Genomic DNA, 16,766 nt, shown 5'->3' with positions numbered 1-16,766 from the left:
CGCTCGCAATGACGGCGCTTGAGGTAGCGGCCTCGATATCGACGCCTTAGAGATGATGACGACCATATCATCATCCGCGGCGCCCGATGCAATAACCTCGCAGGTAACGCCGATTTCACCCCGCGGAAAATCAGCCTGCGACATCGCGCAGATTTGGCAGCAGCGGCGTGGTCGGATTGACCGGCACGTTCCAGATCTCCTCGGCATATTCGCGGATGGTACGGTCCGACGAGAACCACGCCATGCGCGCGACGTTGAGGATCGAGGCGCGCGTCCAGGCCGGTGCCACCTGCCAGCGCGCATCGACCGCGCGCTGCGCCTCATAATAGGAATCGAAATCGGCACTGACCATGTAATGGTCGAGATAGCGCAACGCGTGCGCGATGGATTCGAAACGGCCGGGATCGCCGGGCGAGAACTCGCCGGTCGCGATCGCATTGATGGCGCGCTGGAGCTTCGGCGAGTTGCGGATGACGTCGGACGCATCCAGGCCCTGCTTGCGGCGGATCATCACGTCGCCGGCCTCCAAGCCGAAGATTGCGATGTTCTCAGCTCCGACATGGTCGCGGATCTCGATATTGGCGCCGTCGAGCGTGCCGATGGTGATAGCGCCGTTCAGCGCCAGCTTCATGTTACCGGTGCCGGAGGCCTCCATGCCGGCGGTCGAGATCTGCTCGGACAGATCGGCCGCGGGAATGATCACTTCCGCGAGGCTGACATTGTAGTCGGGCAGGAAGGCGACCTTGAGCTTGCCGCTGATGGCGGGATCGTTATTGACGGCCTCTGCGACGTCGTTGATCAGCTTGATGATCAGCTTGGCATAGCGGTAGCTCGCCGCCGCCTTGCCGGCAAAGATCTTCACCCGCGGCACCCAATTGCCGTTGGGATCGTCCTTGATCGACTGGTACAGCGCGACCGTCTCGATGACATTGAGGAGCTGGCGCTTGTATTCGTGGATGCGCTTGATCTGCACGTCGAACAGCGCGCCGGGATCGACCTTGATGCCGAGCCGCTCGCCGATCAGCCGCGCCAGCGCCGCCTTGTTGGCGTGCTTGACGGCGCGGAATTTCTTCTGGAATTCGACGTCGCTGGCGCGAGCTTCGATCAGGCTGAGCTGGGTGGGATCGTCGAGCACTGCTTCGCCGCAGGTCTCGCGCAACAAATCGGTCAGCTTCGGGTTCGCCAGCATCAGCCAGCGGCGGAAGGTGATGCCGTTGGTCTTGTTGGTGATGCGGCCGGGATAGAGATGGTTGAGATCGTGGAACACGGTCTCGCGCATCAGGTCGGAATGCATCGCCGAGACGCCGTTGATGCGGTGCGAGCCGACGAAGGCGAGCTGGCCCATGCGCACGCGGCGGCCGCTCTTCTCGTCGATCAGCGAGACCGAAGCGCGGAAGTCGATGTCGCCGGGGCAGCGTGCTTCCGCGAGCGCCAGATGCTGCACGTTGATGCGGTAGATGATCTCCAGATGCCGCGGCAAGAGTCGCTCGAACAGCTCGACCGGCCAGGTCTCCAGCGCCTCGGGCAGCAGTGTATGATTGGTGTAGGAGAGCGTGGCAACGGTGATCTTCCAGGCCTCGTCCCAGCGGAAATTATGCAGGTCGACGAGGATCCGCATCAGCTCGGTGACCGCAAGGCTCGGATGCGTGTCGTTGAGCTGGACCGCGACCTTGCTGGCGAGGCTGCGGAGCTGGCCGTCGGAGGCGAGGTGCCGTTTCACCAGATCCTGGAGCGAGGCGGAGACGAAGAAATATTCCTGGCGCAGCCGCAGCTCGCGGCCCGCCGGGCTCTCATCGTTCGGATAGAGGAATTTGCAGATCGCCTCCGCGCGCGCCTGCTCGGCGCTGGCGCTGACATAGTCGCCCTTGTTGAAGGCATCGAGCCTGAGAGGATCGGGCGAGCGTGCCGACCACAGGCGGAGCGCGTTGACGTGCTGGCCGCGCCAGCCGACGATCGGCGTATCGTAGGCGATCGCCTGCACGGTCTCGCCCGGATGCCAGATGGCGCGGTCGCGGCCCTTATCGTCGACATGCTCGACGGCGCCGCCGAAATTGATGTCGTAGATCACCTCCGGCCGCTGCAATTCCCAGGGATTGCCGAAGCTCAGCCATTCGTCCGGATATTCCTGCTGCCAGCCTTGATTGATGATCTGGCGAAACAGGCCGTAATCGTAGCGGATGCCGTAGCCGATCGCAGGGATCGACAGCGTCGCCATGCTCTCCATGAAGCAAGCGGCGAGCCGACCGAGGCCGCCATTGCCGAGCGCCGCATCCGGTTCGCATTTGCGCAGCTCGGGCAAGGAGACACCAAGGTCGCCGAGCGCGACCTCGAAGATCTTCAGGAGCCCCATATTGTTGAGCGCGTCGGTGAAGAGGCGGCCGATCAGGAATTCGAGCGAGAGATAATAAACGCGCTTGCGCCCGGCGTCGTAGCTCAGCTTCTCCGCGCTCAGCCAGCGATGCACGATGCGGTCGCGCAGCGCGAGCGCTGCGGCCTGATACCAATCGTGCCGGGTCGCCATGCCTGCGTCCTTGCCGATGGCAAGGCGCAGCTTGGCCAGGATCGCGCCCTTGATCTCAGCCAGCGCGAGCTCGTCGATGGGCTGGCCGGGAGCGGGAAAATTCGGCTGGAACGATTGATCTTGCAAGGCCTTCACTTCCTGGTCGACTGAACACTCACCCTACGCGTCCTGCTTCCGTGCCGGAACCGTCACTGGTGCGGCCGTGCACTGCGCTGGCGTAAATTTATGCAAGGAACGGGCCGGCTTGGGAACCCGGACGAGCACGGAGAAAGACGGATCTGCTGTTAGAATGCAGGCCAATTCAGCCATCACTGTGGAGGAGACCGTTGAGACCTCTGATGAGACTGCTGATCGAAATCGCCACTGCGACCCTGCTCGTCGTCTGCATCACCGCCGCCTCCGCCGCCGGCAGAACGGGCCGCAGCGCCGATGGCCTCAGTTGCGCCGTCTCGCTTCCGCAAAACGCAACGCCAGCAGCACGCTGCGCCGCCATCAAGCGCCAATGCGGCGGCAAGTTTTATGCGAGCGCGTGCGGAGACAAGTTGATGTCGGCGGCGAGGTGAGGCGAGTGATCGTACCGCAGAATCCGCGTTCGTTTGGCGAACGCTTTCACGCGGTTGTTTCTCGACGAAGGCCGGGAGGACTTTGTGGACGCATCAGAACAAATTAAGAACACTTTAGCAAGTCTTTGATATCATCGTGATTCGGCATCGTGCCGACACAATATCTAGCGTCCGTCAGACTTTGCGAGGACTACATGTCCACCATTGCCTTCGATCAATTTGCCCTCACCCGGATCGCCGATTTCGCGCGCTCGCTGTCGCTTCTGCATCGGGCGGCGCGGCGCCAGAGGATCGATGACGACCAGTTCGACCGCGAGTTCAATGCGGTGTGCCAGTCGATCTGGGGCTACACCATCGACGATATCAGCGACGAGCTGTTTTCGACCGACGACCATCTGTTCCTCGACACGCTGGACGAAGCGCATGCGCGCATCTTCGCGGCCGAGCAGGGTTATGACCTCGTCGACGATCAGGGCATGCTGACCGATTGGTGGGGCTTTTGCTGGATGATCCTGGCCGAGAAGCGCGGCCTCCTCACGCCGGAAAACCGCGCCGCTGCGCGCACCGCGATCGAGGAGAAATATCTGGCGGCGCCGAATGTGATCGGGGTGATCATCGGGAGGTGACGGCTCAGTTGCCGTCATTCCACTAATCCAACCCCGCCCGCTTCGCCGGTTTTTGCGTCTTCGGCACCGTGACGTCAGGCAGCGCCTCGCGCACGATCTCTGCAGCCGGGGCATCCGCCGCGACGGTCTCGGCCCGCACCGGTGCCACCTTCATCTCGCCGAGCCGCGCGCGGACCTGTGCGGTGAGGCCGGGATAGGAGGCAACCGGGGTGAAGTCCGCAGCCTGATCGTTGCCGACACGGATGCCGGTATAGGCAACGAGGCCGTCGGCCGTGGCAATCACGTCCCCGGCTTTCAGCGATGAATCCAGCGCGAGATCGACCGGGGCGAGGCCGACCGGCTCGCGGCCGTTGCAGGTGCAGTCGGCGCGCAGCGCCTTGCGATAGGCGAACGCGTTCTCACTTTCGGTGTAGCGCTCGCCGGTCTGCGACGCGGCACCCTCGATCGAGGAGCCGAAATAAACCTTCGTCGCACTGGCAGGACAGAACGCCTGACACATCTGGGCAGGCGAGGCGAGTCCGCGCATCAGCGGGAAATATTTACCATCGCAGCTGCGCACGCAGAAGGCCGGGCCGGAGCCGCCGGCCGCCGCCGAACGGGTTGGCGGCACGTATTGCGGAGTTGCGGCATTCTGCTGGCCGGTGAAGGGATCGGCGTAGGAGCCCGCCTGCTGCGGCACCTCGCGCTGCGGGCGCTGTTGCCGCATGCCGCCGAAGAAGAAATCGAACAGCCCTTCGGCCGCAACCGGGGACGGCGCCGCGAGCAGCGGAGCGCCAAGGCTGGCGGCTACAAGCATCGCGCGACGCCGCCGGCGCGCATGGGACGAGATTGTACGCAACGCGCTGCTCCACCCGACGCTACTGAATCAGCCGAGACCAGCGAGGTCTTGGCACATGATTCACCATAAAGCGGGATGGTAAATGAGCAGTTGAGCGGAGGCGGTTTCAAGTCGAGGCCGTGACCTCTTTGAGGCCGGGCACAGCTTCCGACAAATCGTTGCTTCCGGGCCACGCCCGGACATGACGGCCAGGGCTGTTTCGCGGCCTCAAGCCTTCAAGAACTCGGATGCCTTGTACAGCGAGCGGAACGGCAGGCCGGCTGCACCGAACGTGTCGGTGGCGCCTTCCTCGCGGTCGACCATGGTCAGCACCAGCACCACATTGGCGCCGGTCTCGCGCACGGATTCCACCGCCTTCATCGCCGAGCCGCCGGTGGTGGTGACGTCCTCGACGATCACGACGCGCTTGCCGGCCAGGGTCTCGCCCTTGGGCAGGCCCTCGATCGCGAGCTTGGCGCCGTGCTCCTTCGGTTTCTTGCGCACGAAGAATGCCGCGATCGGATGGCCTTTGATCCAGGAGATCTGCGCCAGCGCCCCGGCGAGCGGCACCGCGCCCATCTCGAGCCCCCCGATGAAATCGAGCTGGTCGTCCTTCAGCGCCTCGTAGGTGAGCTCGGCGAGCAGCGTCGCGCCCTCGGGGTCGAGCATGGTCGGCTTCAAGTTGAAGTAGAAATCGCTCTTGCGGCCCGACGCGAGCGTCACCTCGCCGCGGCCGAAGGAACGCCGGCGGATGATTTCGAACAGGCGGGCGCGGGAGGCTGATTTCGACACGGCGGTCCCTCGGAAGCATTTTTGGAGGAGGCGGAATTTATCCGCGACCGCCGCCACATTCCAGAGGGGGCGTCCCCCGTCAACAGAGATCGGCTATCCCGGTCCGCCGGTTGTGGGGGTGCAACCTTCTGGAGTAGGTGAGGGCCGAACCTGTCAGCGGCAAGGAAGCAAGGCATGACCATCGAACTGCACACCTGGAACACGCCGAACGGCCGCAAGATCTCGGTCGCGCTGGAGGAGATGGGGCTGCCTTACAAGGTGATCCCGGTGAACATCACCAAGGGCGAGCAGATGGCCACGGAGTTCCTGAAGCTCTCCCCCAATAACAAGATCCCCGCGATCGTCGACCCCGAGGGTCCCGACGGCAAGCCCGTCAGCATCTTCGAATCCGGCGCCATCCTGCTCTATCTCGGCGAAAAGACCGGCAAATTCCTGCCGAAATCGCTTGGCGGGCGCATCCCCGTCTATGAATGGCTGATGTGGCAGATGGGCGGTTTCGGCCCGATGCCCGGACAGGTGCACCATTTCATCGCGCTCGAAAACGAGCAGGACCGCGCCTATGGCCTCAAGCGCTTCATGGCGGAGACGCGCCGGCTCTATGGCGTGCTCGACCGCCGGCTGGTGGGCCGCGACTTCGTCGCCGGCGACCTCTCGGTTGCCGATTTTGCCATCCTGGGCTGGGCCTGGCGCCATCCTCGCCACAAGGTGGACCTCGCCGACTTCCCCAACGTCAAGCGCTGGTACGACGCGCTGATGGCACGGCCCGCCGTGAAGCGCGGGATGGAGGCGAAGCTGGATTGATCTTTCTCTTACCCTCCCCTCGAAGGGGAGGTCGATCGCGCGTAGCGCGAGCGGGGTGGGTGAAGGTCCCTCCGCATCGAACCGTCCTCGTGGGGAGAGATCACCCACCCCGTCTCACATTTCGCTGCGCTCAATGTGAGCCGACCCTCCCCCTCCAGGAGAGGGTCAGAAATCTCACACCTTCTTCGCCTCGACCGCCATCCGCACAGCGAGCCCGGCCAGCACCGTGCCCATCAGCCAGCGCTGCACCAGCATCCAGCTCGGCCGAGTTGCGAGGAACAGCGCAATCGATCCGGCCGCGAGCGCGATCATCGCATTCACGCTCACGCTGATTGCGATCTGGATCGCCCCTAACACCACCGACTGCGCCAGCACGCTGCCGGCGGTGGGATCGATGAACTGCGGCAGCAGCGCCAGATACAGCATCGCGATCTTCGGGTTGAGCAGGTTGGTGACGAAGCCCATCGCGAACAATTTGCGCGGGCTGTCGATCGCGAGCTTCCTGACCTGGAACGGCGAGCGTCCGCCCGGCTTCACCGCCTGCCAGGCGAGCCACAGCAGATAGCCGGCGCCGGCGAAGCGCAGCGCGTCATAGGCGAAGGGAATCGCGAGCAGCAGCGCCGTGATGCCGAAAGCCGCGCACAGCATGTAGAACACGAAACCCAGCGCCACGCCGCCGAGTGAGATAATGCCCGCCGTCGGCCCTTGCGTGATCGAGCGCGAGATCAGGTAGATCATGTTCGGCCCGGGCGTGAGCACGAGACCAAGGCAAACGAGGGCAAAGCCGAGCAGGGCGGGTGTGTGGGGCATGGGGCGACCGGTGCGAAGGACGGCACGGTTCTAATATGCGCGCCGACGCGAGGCCATTGCGCAATTGCTCGGAGGACAATCGAGGCGGGGCGCGCTCTCTTTGCTCCCTCTTCCAGCAAGGGGCAGGACTGTCACAGACTCTGCGTTTGCCGCCATCCTTCGAGACGCCCGCCTTTGGCGGGCCCTCAGGATGAGGAGCAACTGTGCGACAGCAGTTTCAACGCGTACCGACGCTGCTTAGCCTCATCCCGAGGAGACCGCGCGGCGGTCGTCTCAAAGGACGAGGCGTGCGCTCAGCCGCCTCCAAAGTGATATGCGATCGCTCTGCCGCCAACAAGGAGAGGTTGGGAAGAGCTCAATGCGCCTCGTCCCAGTTCGTCGCTGCCCGCGCATCGACATGCAGCGGCACTGATAGCAGCACCGCCGGGAAGGGCGCGTCCTGCATCACGTGCTGCACCACCGGCAGCGTCGCCTCGACCTCGTCGTCCGGCACCTCGAAGATCAGTTCGTCGTGCACCTGGAGCAGCATCTGCGCCGAGAGCTTCTTCTCTGCCAGCGCGTCCTCCACCCGCGTCATGGCGCGGCGAATGATGTCAGCAGCGGTGCCCTGGAGCCGCGCGTTGATCGCGGCGCGCTCGTTGAAGGCGCGCACCGAGGCATTGGAGGCCTTGATATCCGGATAGTGGCATTTGCGGCCGAACAGCGTGGTGACGTAGCCGTGGCTGCGGCAGAAGTCGCGCGTCTCGTCCATATAGGCGCGGATGCCGGGGAAGCGCTCGAAGTATTTCTTAATGTAGGCGGCCGCTTCCTCGCGCGCGATGCCGAGCTGGTTGGCGAGGCCGAACGCGGAGATGCCGTAGATGATGCCGAAATTGATCGCTTTGGCTCGGCGGCGGATTTCGCTTGGCATGCCCTTGATCGGCACGCCGAACATTTCCGACGCCGTCATGGCGTGAATGTCGAGCTCGTCGCGGAACGCCTGCTTCAGCACGGGAATGTCGGCGATCTCGGCCAGCAGCCGCAGCTCGATCTGCGAATAGTCGGCGGAGACCAGCTTGTGTCCGGGCGTCGCGACGAAGGCCCGGCGGATCTTGCGGCCGTCCTCGGTGCGCACCGGGATGTTCTGCAAGTTCGGCTCGTTCGAAGACAACCGGCCGGTCGTAGTCGCGGCCAGCGCGTAGGTGGTGTGGACGCGGTGGGTCTGCGGATTGACGTAGGTCGGCAGCGCATCGGTGTAGGTCGATTTCAGTTTCGAGACCTGGCGCCACTCCAGGATCTTCTTCGGGAAGTCGTGGCCCTGCTCGGCGAGCTCGTCGAGCACCTGGGCGGTTGTCGACCACGCGCCGGTCTTTGTCTTGGAGCCCCCGGGCAGTCCCATCTTGCCGAACAGGATGTCCCCGATCTGCTTGGGGCTGCCGACATTGACCGGCTCGCCCGCAATCTCCTGGATCTCGGCCTCGACCCGCGCCGCGGTCTGGGCGAATTCGCCCGACAACCGCGACAGCACCTGGCGGTCGATCGAGATGCCGCGCCGCTCCATGCGCGCGAGCACGGACACCAGCGGCCGTTCCAGCGTCTCGTAGACGGTGGTCATGTGCTCGGCGACGAGACGCGGCTTCAGCACGCGCCAGACTCGCAGGGCGATATCGGCGGCTTCCGCCGAGAGCGGCGCGGCCTTGTCGATCGTCACCTGGTCGAAAGTGATCTTGCCCTTGCCGCTGCCGAGCAGCTCGCTCTCCTTCAGCATGGCATGGCCGAACCAACGCTCGGCGAGCTGCTCGATCGCATGCGAGCCACGGCCGGCGTCGAGCACGTAGGAGATGAGCTGCGCATCGTCGATGTTGCGCAGGGTGATTCCGTGCTGCGCCAGCATCACGGCGGTGAATTTGACGTCGAAGCCGACCTTGAGGATGCCTGATGATTCCAGCACCGGCCGCAGCGCTTCGATGGCATCAATGTGCTTGATCTGGTCGGGTGCCAGACCCGCGTCGAACAGGCCGGCACCACCGCCGGATTGCTTGTGCGCCAGTGGCACATAACAGGCCTCGTTCGGCGCCACCGCCAGCGCGATGCCGCAGAGATCGGCCTGCATGGGATCGATGGAGTTGGCTCTCGTCTCGATCGCGACGTGGCCGGCGTCATGGATGCGGGCGATAAAGGCGTTGAGCTCCTGGAGCGTCTTGATCGCCTGATACTTGCTGCGGTCGACCGGAAGCTTGCGCAGCGCCTCTTCGCGCGCGGCGGCCAGCGAGATCGGGGCACCCTTCTGGCTTGCGGCCTTGTCCTCCTTGCTCGCCGATTTATTGCGTTGGCCGGGAGCCGCTTGTGCCGGCGTGCCGGTGCCCGGCGCGGGCACGACGTCCGAGGGCGGCAACGGCGAGAACACGCTGGCGCCGCTCGTATAGCCGGGATCGGCATCGACATTGGCGGGATCGATCTGAGAATATTCGGCGACGCGCCGCGTCAGCGTCGTGAATTCCATCGCCTTCAGGAAGGCGATCAGCTTGCGTGCATCCGGCTCGTGGACGGCGAGGTCGTCGAGTGGCACATCGAGGTCCACCTTGTCGTCGAGCAGCACGAGCTGCCGCGAGATGCGCGCCTTCTCCGCATTCTCGAGCAGCGCCTCGCGCCGCTTGGGCTGCTTGATCTCGCCGGCGCGGAACAACAATTGGTCGAGGTCGCCATATTCGGTGATCAGTTGCGCCGCGGTCTTGATGCCGATGCCGGGCACGCCGGGCACGTTATCGGTCGAATCGCCCGCGAGCGCCTGCACCTCGACCACCTTGTTCGGCGGCACACCAAACTTCTCGATCACCTCTGATATGCCGATGCGGCGATCCTTCATGGTGTCGTACATCGTGACGCAATCGGTGACGAGCTGCATCAGGTCCTTGTCGGAGGACACGATGGTCGCGCTCGCGCCGCGCTCGCAGGCCTGCCGCACATAGGTCGCGATCAGATCGTCGGCCTCGAACCCCACCTGTTCCAGGCAGGGCAGGTCGAAGGCGCGCACGGCCTCGCGGATCAGTGAGAATTGCGGGATCAGATCATCAGGTGCCGGGGGCCGGTGCGCCTTGTAGTCGGGATAGATCTTGTTGCGGAAAGTGATTTCAGACTTGTCGAAGATGATCGCCAGATGCGTCGGCCGGTTGTCCTCGGGCATCTCGCGCAACAGCTTCCACAGCATGTTGCAGAAGCCGAGCACGGCATTGACCTGGAGGCCGTCGGACTTGCGGTTCAGCGGCGGCAGCGCGTGATAGGCGCGGAAGATGTAGGAGGAACCGTCGACCAGGAAGACATGGTCACCCTTGCCGGCCGCCTTCGCCGCGACCGGCTTGGCAGCAGCTTTGGCAGCAGCGGATTTGCTCTCGGCGGCCGCCTTTGGCGCGGCCTTGGTGTCAGCTATGACGGTGGTCTTCGGGGATGTCTTGGGCATGGCCGCAATGTATGAGCTTTTGCGGGCTTTGACAGCCTTGGGAGGCGGATTTTTGGCTCGCTATCCCCACGGTCTCACAGGACCCATCCAGTAATCGGGAGGCCGCCGGCGCCCCATCCTTGAGGAGGATGGCGACACAATCATGCAATCCAGTGCGCCGCGGCTTTTCCGTATCCGACTGATGCCTGTGGAATACTGGATGCCCCGCCCCCGCGTGGCATGACCGCTATTCCGCCGCCTGCAACACCGCCCCGGCTTTTTTCTTCGGCGCGAGCCAGAACGCATCGGGCCGCTCGAACAGGAAGTGCGCATGGAGCCGCAGCGCAAACTGCCAGATCGCGAGTGCCCCGAGCACGCCGAGAACCGTGACGATCAGCGACACCGTGCCGATGTCGCCAATGACGCCCGTGCGCAGCAGCAGCGTCCGCGTCGCCGCCATCGGCAGGAAGAAGGCGAGATAGATCACGATCGAATGCTCGCCGCAGAAGCGGAGAAAGTTCAGCCACTGCGCGCGCGCGAGCAGCGTGCCGATCGTGATGATGGCGCAAGCGCCGGCGAAGCCGAGCACGAGCGAGACGATCTTCCATTCGCTGGCCCCATGCCCGACGAGGCCGGCATTGACCAAGGCCCAGCTCGCGAGCGCTGCAAGCGCAAGGATGGGATGGCTGCGGGCGCGATCCGACAGCGCGAACACGTGAGGCGCGAACAGATAGCCCGAATAGAAATAGACAAAGCGCGCGCAGAACTCGTCGATGACGGTCCAGCCGGTCGTGATGCGTGCCGTCTCCAGTGCCGCGGCGGCGAGCCAGATCGCGAGCGGCGGGATTTTGCGTGTCAGTTTCGTGACGACGAAGAAGATCGGCAGGAGATAGATGAACCAGAGCGTGCCGAACGGCTCGATGAAGGATTCGAGGTACAAGAGGCCAACCTCGCGCCAGCTCGTTTCCGCCGCGAAGGCCGGCGCCTTGAAGCCGAACTGGATTGTCACCCAGACGACATAGAAATAGGCGAAATGCACCACCTTGCGGTCGAGATAGGTTCGCCAGTCCCGATCGATCACCAGGGCCAGGAACAGGCCCGAAATCAGGAAGAAATCCGGCATCCGGAACGGCTTTGCGAAGGCGACGGCGACATGCATGAAGCCTGTCTGGCCAGCGGCGAGCTCAACCCCGAGCACCGAATGCATCATCACCACCAGGACGATGCAGATGCCCTTGGCGTAGTCGACCCAGTCGACACGCGCGGCAGAAGGGGGCTTGGAACGGCCGCCTGCAGCGATTGTGCCTGATCGTGCCATGGTGTCCCTTTTTGAGGCGTGTTCCGCCGCTCTCCGTCTGTCAGCGGGGCAGTGTGGCGCCTTGCGGTTTCAGACTTCTTTACCGGTTCAATTCCCGTGCCGCTTTTTTGCATGCGGACTCTTCCCTCGCCTCGGGAAAATGCTAAACCGCCCCGCGTCGGGGTTTCATTAACCAATCTAAGACAGGGATTTTCATGCGCATCGCGATGATCGGCACGGGCTATGTGGGATTGGTGTCCGGGGCCTGCTTTGCGGATTTCGGTCACGACGTCACCTGCGTCGACAAGGACGAGAAGAAGATCGCGGCGCTTCATCGCGGCGAAATCCCAATTTACGAGCCCGGGCTGGACGAGCTGGTGGCGAACAATGTGAAAGCCAAGCGGTTGGACTTCACCACCGATCTGTCCAAACCGGTCGCGGAGGCCGATGCCGTGTTCATCGCGGTCGGCACGCCCTCGCGTCGTGGTGATGGGCACGCTGACCTTTCCTACGTCTACGCCGCCGCTCGTGAGATCGCGCAGTCGCTCACCGGCTTCACCGTCGTGGTGACGAAGTCGACCGTTCCGGTCGGCACCGGCGATGAAGTCGAGCGCATCATCCGCGAGGCCAATCCGTCAGCCGACGTCGTGGTCGCCTCCAACCCCGAATTCCTGCGCGAAGGCGCGGCGATCCGCGACTTCAAATTCCCCGACCGCGTCGTAGTCGGTACCTCCGACGAGCGTGGCCGCAAGCTGATGGGCGACATCTACCGCCCGCTATCGCTGAACCAGGCGCCGTTGATGTTCACTGCGCGCCGCACCGCCGAGATGATCAAATACGCCGCCAACGCGTTCCTGGCGACCAAGATCACGTTCATCAACGAGATCGCCGATCTGTCGGAAAGGGCCGGCGCCAACGTCCAGGAGGTCGCGCGCGGCATTGGCCTGGACAACCGCATCGGCACCAAATTCCTGCATGCTGGCCCCGGCTTCGGCGGCTCGTGCTTTCCGAAGGACACCAAGGCGCTGATCAAGATCGCGCAGGACTATGACGTGTCCCTGCGCATCGTCGAATCCGTGCTCGCGGTCAACGAGAACCGCAAGCGCGCGATGGCGCGCAAAGTGAGCCAGGCGCTCGGCGGCTCGCTGCGCGGCAAGACCATCGCGGTGCTCGGCCTCACCTTCAAGCCTGATACCGACGACATGCGCGATGCGCCCTCGATCCCGCTGGTCACCGGCCTGATCGACATGGGCGCGAGCGTCAAGGCGTTCGATCCCGTCGGCATGGAGCAGGCCAAGAGTGAGCTGCCCAACATCACCTATTGCGAGGATGCCTATTCCTGCGCGCAAGGCGCCGATGCGCTCGTCATCGTCACCGAATGGGTGCAGTTCCGCGCGCTCGATCTCGACCGGCTGAAGGCGACCATGGCAAAGCCCGTGGTCGTCGATCTCCGCAACATCTACCGCCCCGAGGACATGGAAGCCGCCGGCTTCGTGTACGAGAGCATCGGCCGCCCGTCGGTTCAGGGCTGACGATCTGCCGCCAAATAATTCCGTCATGGCTGGGCTTGCCGTCTTCGCCTAGGCTTCGTCGGCCCGATTCTGTAAGCCCGGCGAAGCATTCGCGGAGCCGGGTCCCGGCCATCCACGTCTGTTTTCTAGTCCAATGATGTGGATGCACGGGACCAACCCCCGGGCACGACGAACGGATAGATACTTGCCCCGCAGCTTCGACACGCCCCTCCCGATCGATGCCGTGCTCGATGACCTCTCGCGCACGCTGGAGGCGCATAACGCGGCCGTGCTGGTGGCGCCGCCGGGTGCGGGCAAGACCACGCGGGTGCCGCTGGCGCTGCTGGATGCGCCCTGGGCCAAGGATAAGAAGATCATCGTGCTGGAGCCGCGCCGCATCGCCGCCCGCGCTAGTGCCGACCGCATGGCCAAATCGCTTGGCGAGCGCGCTGGCGAGACCGTCGGCTATCGGGTCCGCTTTGGCTCCAAGATCTCGCGCGCCACGCGCATCGAAGTCGTGACCGAAGGCATCTTCACCCGTCAGATCCTCGATGACCCCGAGCTTTCGGGCGTTGCCGCGATCCTGTTCGACGAATTCCACGAACGCTCGCTCGATGCCGACATGGGCCTGGCGCTGGCGCGCGATGCGCAAACCGGCCTGCGCGAGGATCTCCGTATCCTCGTGATGTCGGCCACGCTCGATGGCGCGCGCGTGGCAAGATTGCTCGGCGAGGCGCCCGTCGTCGAGAGCGAGGGCCGCGCCTTTCCGGTCGAGACCCGCTATCTCGGCCGCAAAGCGGACGCGCCGCTAGAGCGGCAGATGGCCGACGCGATCGCATCGGCACTGCGCGCCGATAGCGGTTCGGTGCTGGCGTTCTTCCCCGGCGCCGCCGAAATCCGCCGCACTCAGAGCTTTCTCGCCGAACGCGTGCAGGACGCTTCGATCGAGATCGTGCCGCTGTTCGGTGCGCTCGATGCCGCCGTGCAGGACCGCGCCATCGCGCCGGCGCCCAAGGGCATACGCAAGGTGGTGCTGGCGACATCGATCGCCGAGACCTCGCTCACCATCGAGGGCGTGCGTATCGTCGTCGATTCCGGTCTCGCCCGCGTGCCGCGCTACGAGCCCGACATCGGGCTGACCCGGCTCGAGACCGTGCGCGCCTCGCGCGCGGCGGTGGACCAGCGCCGCGGCCGCGCCGGCCGCACCGAGCCCGGCGTTTGCTACCGCCTCTGGGACGAGCCGCAGACGGCTTCGCTCGCGCCTTATACCCAGCCGGAAATCCTCAGCGCCGATCTGTCGTCGCTGGTGCTCGATCTCGCGCAATGGGGCGTTGCCGATCCTGCAGCGCTGTCGTTCCTCGATCCGCCGCCGCAGCCGGCCTGGAAGGAAGCCAAGAGCCTGCTCTTGGAGCTCAACGCGCTCGATGGCGACGGCCGCATCACCGCGGAGGGCAGGAGCCTGCGCGCGCTGGCGCTGCCGCCGCGGCTGGCGCGCATGATCGTGGATTCGCATCGCGCCGGCAGCGGCGAGGCGGCTGCCGAGATCGCGGCCATCATCACCGAGCGTGGGCTCGGCGGCGACAGCGTCGATCTCGAGCACCGGCGCGACCAGTTCCGCCGCGACCGCTCGCCGCGTGCCGCGAGCGCGCGCGACCTGGCGCGGCGCTGGGCCTCGCAGGTGGCGGCATCGGAGACAGCGGGGCAGCAGGAGGAACTTTCGACCGGCCTGATGCTCGCCTATGCCTTTCCGGATCGTGTCGCGCGCAACCGTGGCAATGGCAGTTTCGTGCTGGCCAACGGCCGCGGCGCTTCCGTCGAGCAGACCTCTTCGCTGGCCCGCGCGCCTTACATCGCAATCGGCGAAATGACGGGAACGGCGGCGAGCGGACGCATTCTGCTTGCCGCGCAGATCACGCAGGACGAGATCGAGCGGCATTTCGCTTCGCATATCGAGAGCACCGACGAGATATTCTTCGATCGCGGCGCGATGGCGTTGCGGGCGCGGCGCAAGCGCGCGCTGCACGCGATCACGCTCTCCGAGGCGACGCTTGCCGTGTCGCCCGCGGAGGAAACGGCGCGCATCTTCGCGGATGGCCTGATCGCCGCCGGCCTCGACCGGCTGCCCTGGTCAAAAGCCGCCAAGCAGTGGCGCGATCGGGTGATGTTCCTGCGCAAGGCCGAGGGCGAGAGCTGGCCTGACCTGTCGGACGATGGATTGGTCGCGCGGCGCGACGAATGGCTGGTGCCGGCGCTCTATGACAAGACCGCGCTCAAGGATGTTTCCGCCGGCGATCTCTCCGATGCGCTGATGGCGCTGCTGCCGTGGGACATGCGCACGCGGCTCGACCGCGAGGCGCCAACACATTTCGAGGCGCCAACTGGCACCATGCTGGCAATCGATTACGAGGCCGAGCAAGGGCCGACCATCGCGGTGCGGCTGCAGGAATTGTTCGGCCTCAAAACCCATCCCTCGATCGCCGCCGGCAAGGTGCCGTTGGTGCTGGAATTGCTGTCACCGGCGCAGCGCCCGGTGCAGGTGACGCGCGACCTTCCCGGCTTCTGGCGCGGCAGCTACAATGCGGTACGCTCCGACCTGCGCGGCCGCTACCCGCGCCATCCCTGGCCGGATGATCCGGCCAGCGCGCTGCCGACAAGGCGGGCGAAGCCGCGTGGGACGTGAGATGTCTTCTCCCTCTTCCGCAGGCGGCAGGGCTATCGCAGTTGAAGATTGTTCGCCTTGGGCCATCCTTCGAGACGCCCGCCTTTGGCGGGCCCTCAGGATCAGGACGGAGTGTACGGCAGCAGTTTCAACGAGCACCGATGCCGCTTAGCCTCATCCTGAGGAGACCGCGGAGCGGTCGTCTCGAAGGACAAGGCGCGCGCTCACTCGTCGCCAAAAGCCATATGCGATTGCCCTGCCGCAGGCGGGGAGAGGTCAGGCGGCCGCATTAACCGTCCGCTCATCCTTTTCGTCAAAATGGCATCGGTCCAGCCGTGGCTTCGCTCGCGGACGGGCGTGCCGCGTGGTGAAATCGAGCTTTCCGGCTCGGAAGTGATGTGATGCGTAACATAGTGATCTTCGCGGCTGTCATGATCGGCCTCGGCACCTTCATGGCGCAGATGGCGGACAAGATGAGCTCCGCCTCCGCCACCTCGGTGCCGCGCACGACGGTGGCAGTCGCTTCCTCCGCGCCGGCCGGCGGCCGCAGCCTCGCCATCTCTCGCGACGGCCGCGGTCATTTCCAGGCAGAGGGCCGGATCGAAGGCCAGCGTATCGGCTTCATGGTCGACACCGGCGCGTCCGTCGTTGCGCTGAACGAGACCTCGGCCGCCCGCTTCGGTCTGCGTCCCTCGCGCAGCGAATACAACGCGACCGTCTCCACTGCCAACGGCACCATCAAGGCCGCGCGCACCCGCATCGCCATGCTGGAGGTCGGCGGCCTCGTCGTGCGTGACGTCGATGCCATGGTGCTGCCGGACGCAGCGCTGTCGGAGAACCTGCTCGGCCTTTCCTTCTTGTCCCGCCTCAAGCGCTTCGAATACGCCAACGGCCAGATGGTGCTCGAGCAGTAAGTTCGCTTTAGCGGCCCGAAGAGGCTCTCCCACCGGAGCA

General features: G+C 64.8%; 12 protein-coding genes. 6 read left to right on the top strand and 6 right to left on the bottom strand.

The window, feature by feature from the left end; all coding sequences use genetic code 11:
• Positions 1-130: 130 nt before the first annotated feature.
• Positions 131-2,647, bottom strand: coding sequence for a glycogen/starch/alpha-glucan phosphorylase (locus IVB01_RS01895; RefSeq protein ID WP_247276402.1), 2,517 nt, complete (start codon positions 2,645-2,647; stop codon positions 131-133).
• A gap of 212 nt (positions 2,648-2,859) precedes the next feature.
• Between IVB01_RS01895 and IVB01_RS01890 the strand changes: the two genes are divergently transcribed.
• Positions 2,860-3,084: a hypothetical protein gene (locus IVB01_RS01890; RefSeq protein ID WP_247276403.1), complete on the top strand. Its 225-nt coding sequence runs from the start codon at positions 2,860-2,862 to the stop codon at positions 3,082-3,084.
• A 194-nt stretch (positions 3,085-3,278) separates the two neighbouring features.
• Positions 3,279-3,710, top strand: a complete 432-nt coding sequence (locus IVB01_RS01885) for a hypothetical protein (RefSeq protein ID WP_247276404.1) — start codon at positions 3,279-3,281, stop codon at positions 3,708-3,710.
• 22 nt (positions 3,711-3,732) lie between these two features.
• Here IVB01_RS01885 and IVB01_RS01880 read toward each other — a convergent pair whose 3' ends face one another.
• Positions 3,733-4,506, bottom strand: coding sequence for a DUF2865 domain-containing protein (locus IVB01_RS01880; protein ID WP_247276405.1), 774 nt, complete (start codon positions 4,504-4,506; stop codon positions 3,733-3,735).
• Positions 4,507-4,755: 249 nt separating this feature from the next.
• Positions 4,756-5,319, bottom strand: a complete 564-nt coding sequence (gene pyrE / locus IVB01_RS01875; RefSeq protein WP_027575142.1) for an orotate phosphoribosyltransferase — start codon at positions 5,317-5,319, stop codon at positions 4,756-4,758.
• A gap of 174 nt (positions 5,320-5,493) precedes the next feature.
• Between pyrE and IVB01_RS01870 the strand changes: the two genes are divergently transcribed.
• Entirely contained in the window at positions 5,494-6,120 is a 627-nt protein-coding gene (locus IVB01_RS01870) for a glutathione S-transferase family protein (RefSeq protein WP_247276406.1), read from the top strand.
• Positions 6,121-6,294: 174 nt separating this feature from the next.
• Here the strand turns inward: IVB01_RS01870 and IVB01_RS01865 are convergent, their stop codons facing one another.
• The 3 genes from IVB01_RS01865 to IVB01_RS01855 all read right to left on the bottom strand — a co-directional run bounded on the left by IVB01_RS01865 (position 6,295) and on the right by IVB01_RS01855 (position 11,663).
• Positions 6,295-6,930 (bottom strand): LysE family translocator, encoded by a 636-nt coding sequence (locus IVB01_RS01865; RefSeq protein WP_247276407.1) that lies wholly within the window; start codon positions 6,928-6,930, stop codon positions 6,295-6,297.
• A gap of 355 nt (positions 6,931-7,285) precedes the next feature.
• Positions 7,286-10,366 carry a DNA polymerase I gene (gene polA, locus IVB01_RS01860; RefSeq protein WP_247276408.1) on the bottom strand — a complete coding sequence of 1,027 codons (3,081 nt, stop codon included), beginning with the start codon at positions 10,364-10,366 and terminating at the stop codon, positions 7,286-7,288.
• 226 nt (positions 10,367-10,592) lie between these two features.
• Positions 10,593-11,663 carry an acyltransferase family protein gene (locus IVB01_RS01855; RefSeq protein ID WP_247494224.1) on the bottom strand — a complete coding sequence of 357 codons (1,071 nt, stop codon included), beginning with the start codon at positions 11,661-11,663 and terminating at the stop codon, positions 10,593-10,595.
• 194 nt (positions 11,664-11,857) lie between these two features.
• On the opposite strand from IVB01_RS01855, the gene IVB01_RS01850 reads away from it, so the two are divergent.
• The 3 genes from IVB01_RS01850 (at position 11,858) to IVB01_RS01840 (ending at position 16,726) form a co-directional block, all read left to right on the top strand.
• Positions 11,858-13,174 (top strand): UDP-glucose/GDP-mannose dehydrogenase family protein, encoded by a 1,317-nt coding sequence (locus tag IVB01_RS01850; protein WP_247276410.1) that lies wholly within the window; start codon positions 11,858-11,860, stop codon positions 13,172-13,174.
• Positions 13,175-13,358: 184 nt separating this feature from the next.
• Positions 13,359-15,833: an ATP-dependent helicase HrpB gene (gene hrpB, locus IVB01_RS01845; protein WP_247276411.1), complete on the top strand. Its 2,475-nt coding sequence runs from the start codon at positions 13,359-13,361 to the stop codon at positions 15,831-15,833.
• Between the two features lie 380 nt (positions 15,834-16,213).
• On the top strand, positions 16,214-16,726 hold the full coding sequence (locus tag IVB01_RS01840; RefSeq protein WP_247276412.1) for a TIGR02281 family clan AA aspartic protease: 513 nt from the start codon (positions 16,214-16,216) through the stop codon (positions 16,724-16,726).
• Positions 16,727-16,766: the final 40 nt, after the last annotated feature.

It is taken from the genome of Bradyrhizobium sp. 164 (assembly GCF_023073715.1).
In the GTDB taxonomy this organism is placed as follows: Bacteria; Pseudomonadota; Alphaproteobacteria; order Rhizobiales; family Xanthobacteraceae; genus Bradyrhizobium.
The sequence above is the reverse complement of the archived record's forward strand: the minus strand, read 5'-3'. Positions and strand labels throughout refer to the sequence as shown.

Bases quoted from the DNA above. Each gene is read 5' to 3' on its own strand.
- IVB01_RS01850 (WP_247276410.1), top strand. From the start codon at position 11,858: ATGCGCATCGCGATGATCGGCACGGGCTATGTGGGATTGGTGTCCGGG.
- IVB01_RS01885 (WP_247276404.1), top strand. From the start codon at position 3,279: ATGTCCACCATTGCCTTCGATCAATTTGCCCTCACCCGGATCGCCGAT.
- polA (WP_247276408.1), bottom strand. From the start codon at position 10,366: ATGCCCAAGACATCCCCGAAGACCACCGTCATAGCTGACACCAAGGCC.
- IVB01_RS01840 (WP_247276412.1), top strand. From the start codon at position 16,214: ATGCGTAACATAGTGATCTTCGCGGCTGTCATGATCGGCCTCGGCACC.
- IVB01_RS01890 (WP_247276403.1), top strand. From the start codon at position 2,860: ATGAGACTGCTGATCGAAATCGCCACTGCGACCCTGCTCGTCGTCTGC.
- IVB01_RS01870 (WP_247276406.1), top strand. From the start codon at position 5,494: ATGACCATCGAACTGCACACCTGGAACACGCCGAACGGCCGCAAGATC.
- IVB01_RS01855 (WP_247494224.1), bottom strand. From the start codon at position 11,663: ATGGCACGATCAGGCACAATCGCTGCAGGCGGCCGTTCCAAGCCCCCT.
- IVB01_RS01880 (WP_247276405.1), bottom strand. From the start codon at position 4,506: ATGCTTGTAGCCGCCAGCCTTGGCGCTCCGCTGCTCGCGGCGCCGTCC.
- IVB01_RS01865 (WP_247276407.1), bottom strand. From the start codon at position 6,930: ATGCCCCACACACCCGCCCTGCTCGGCTTTGCCCTCGTTTGCCTTGGT.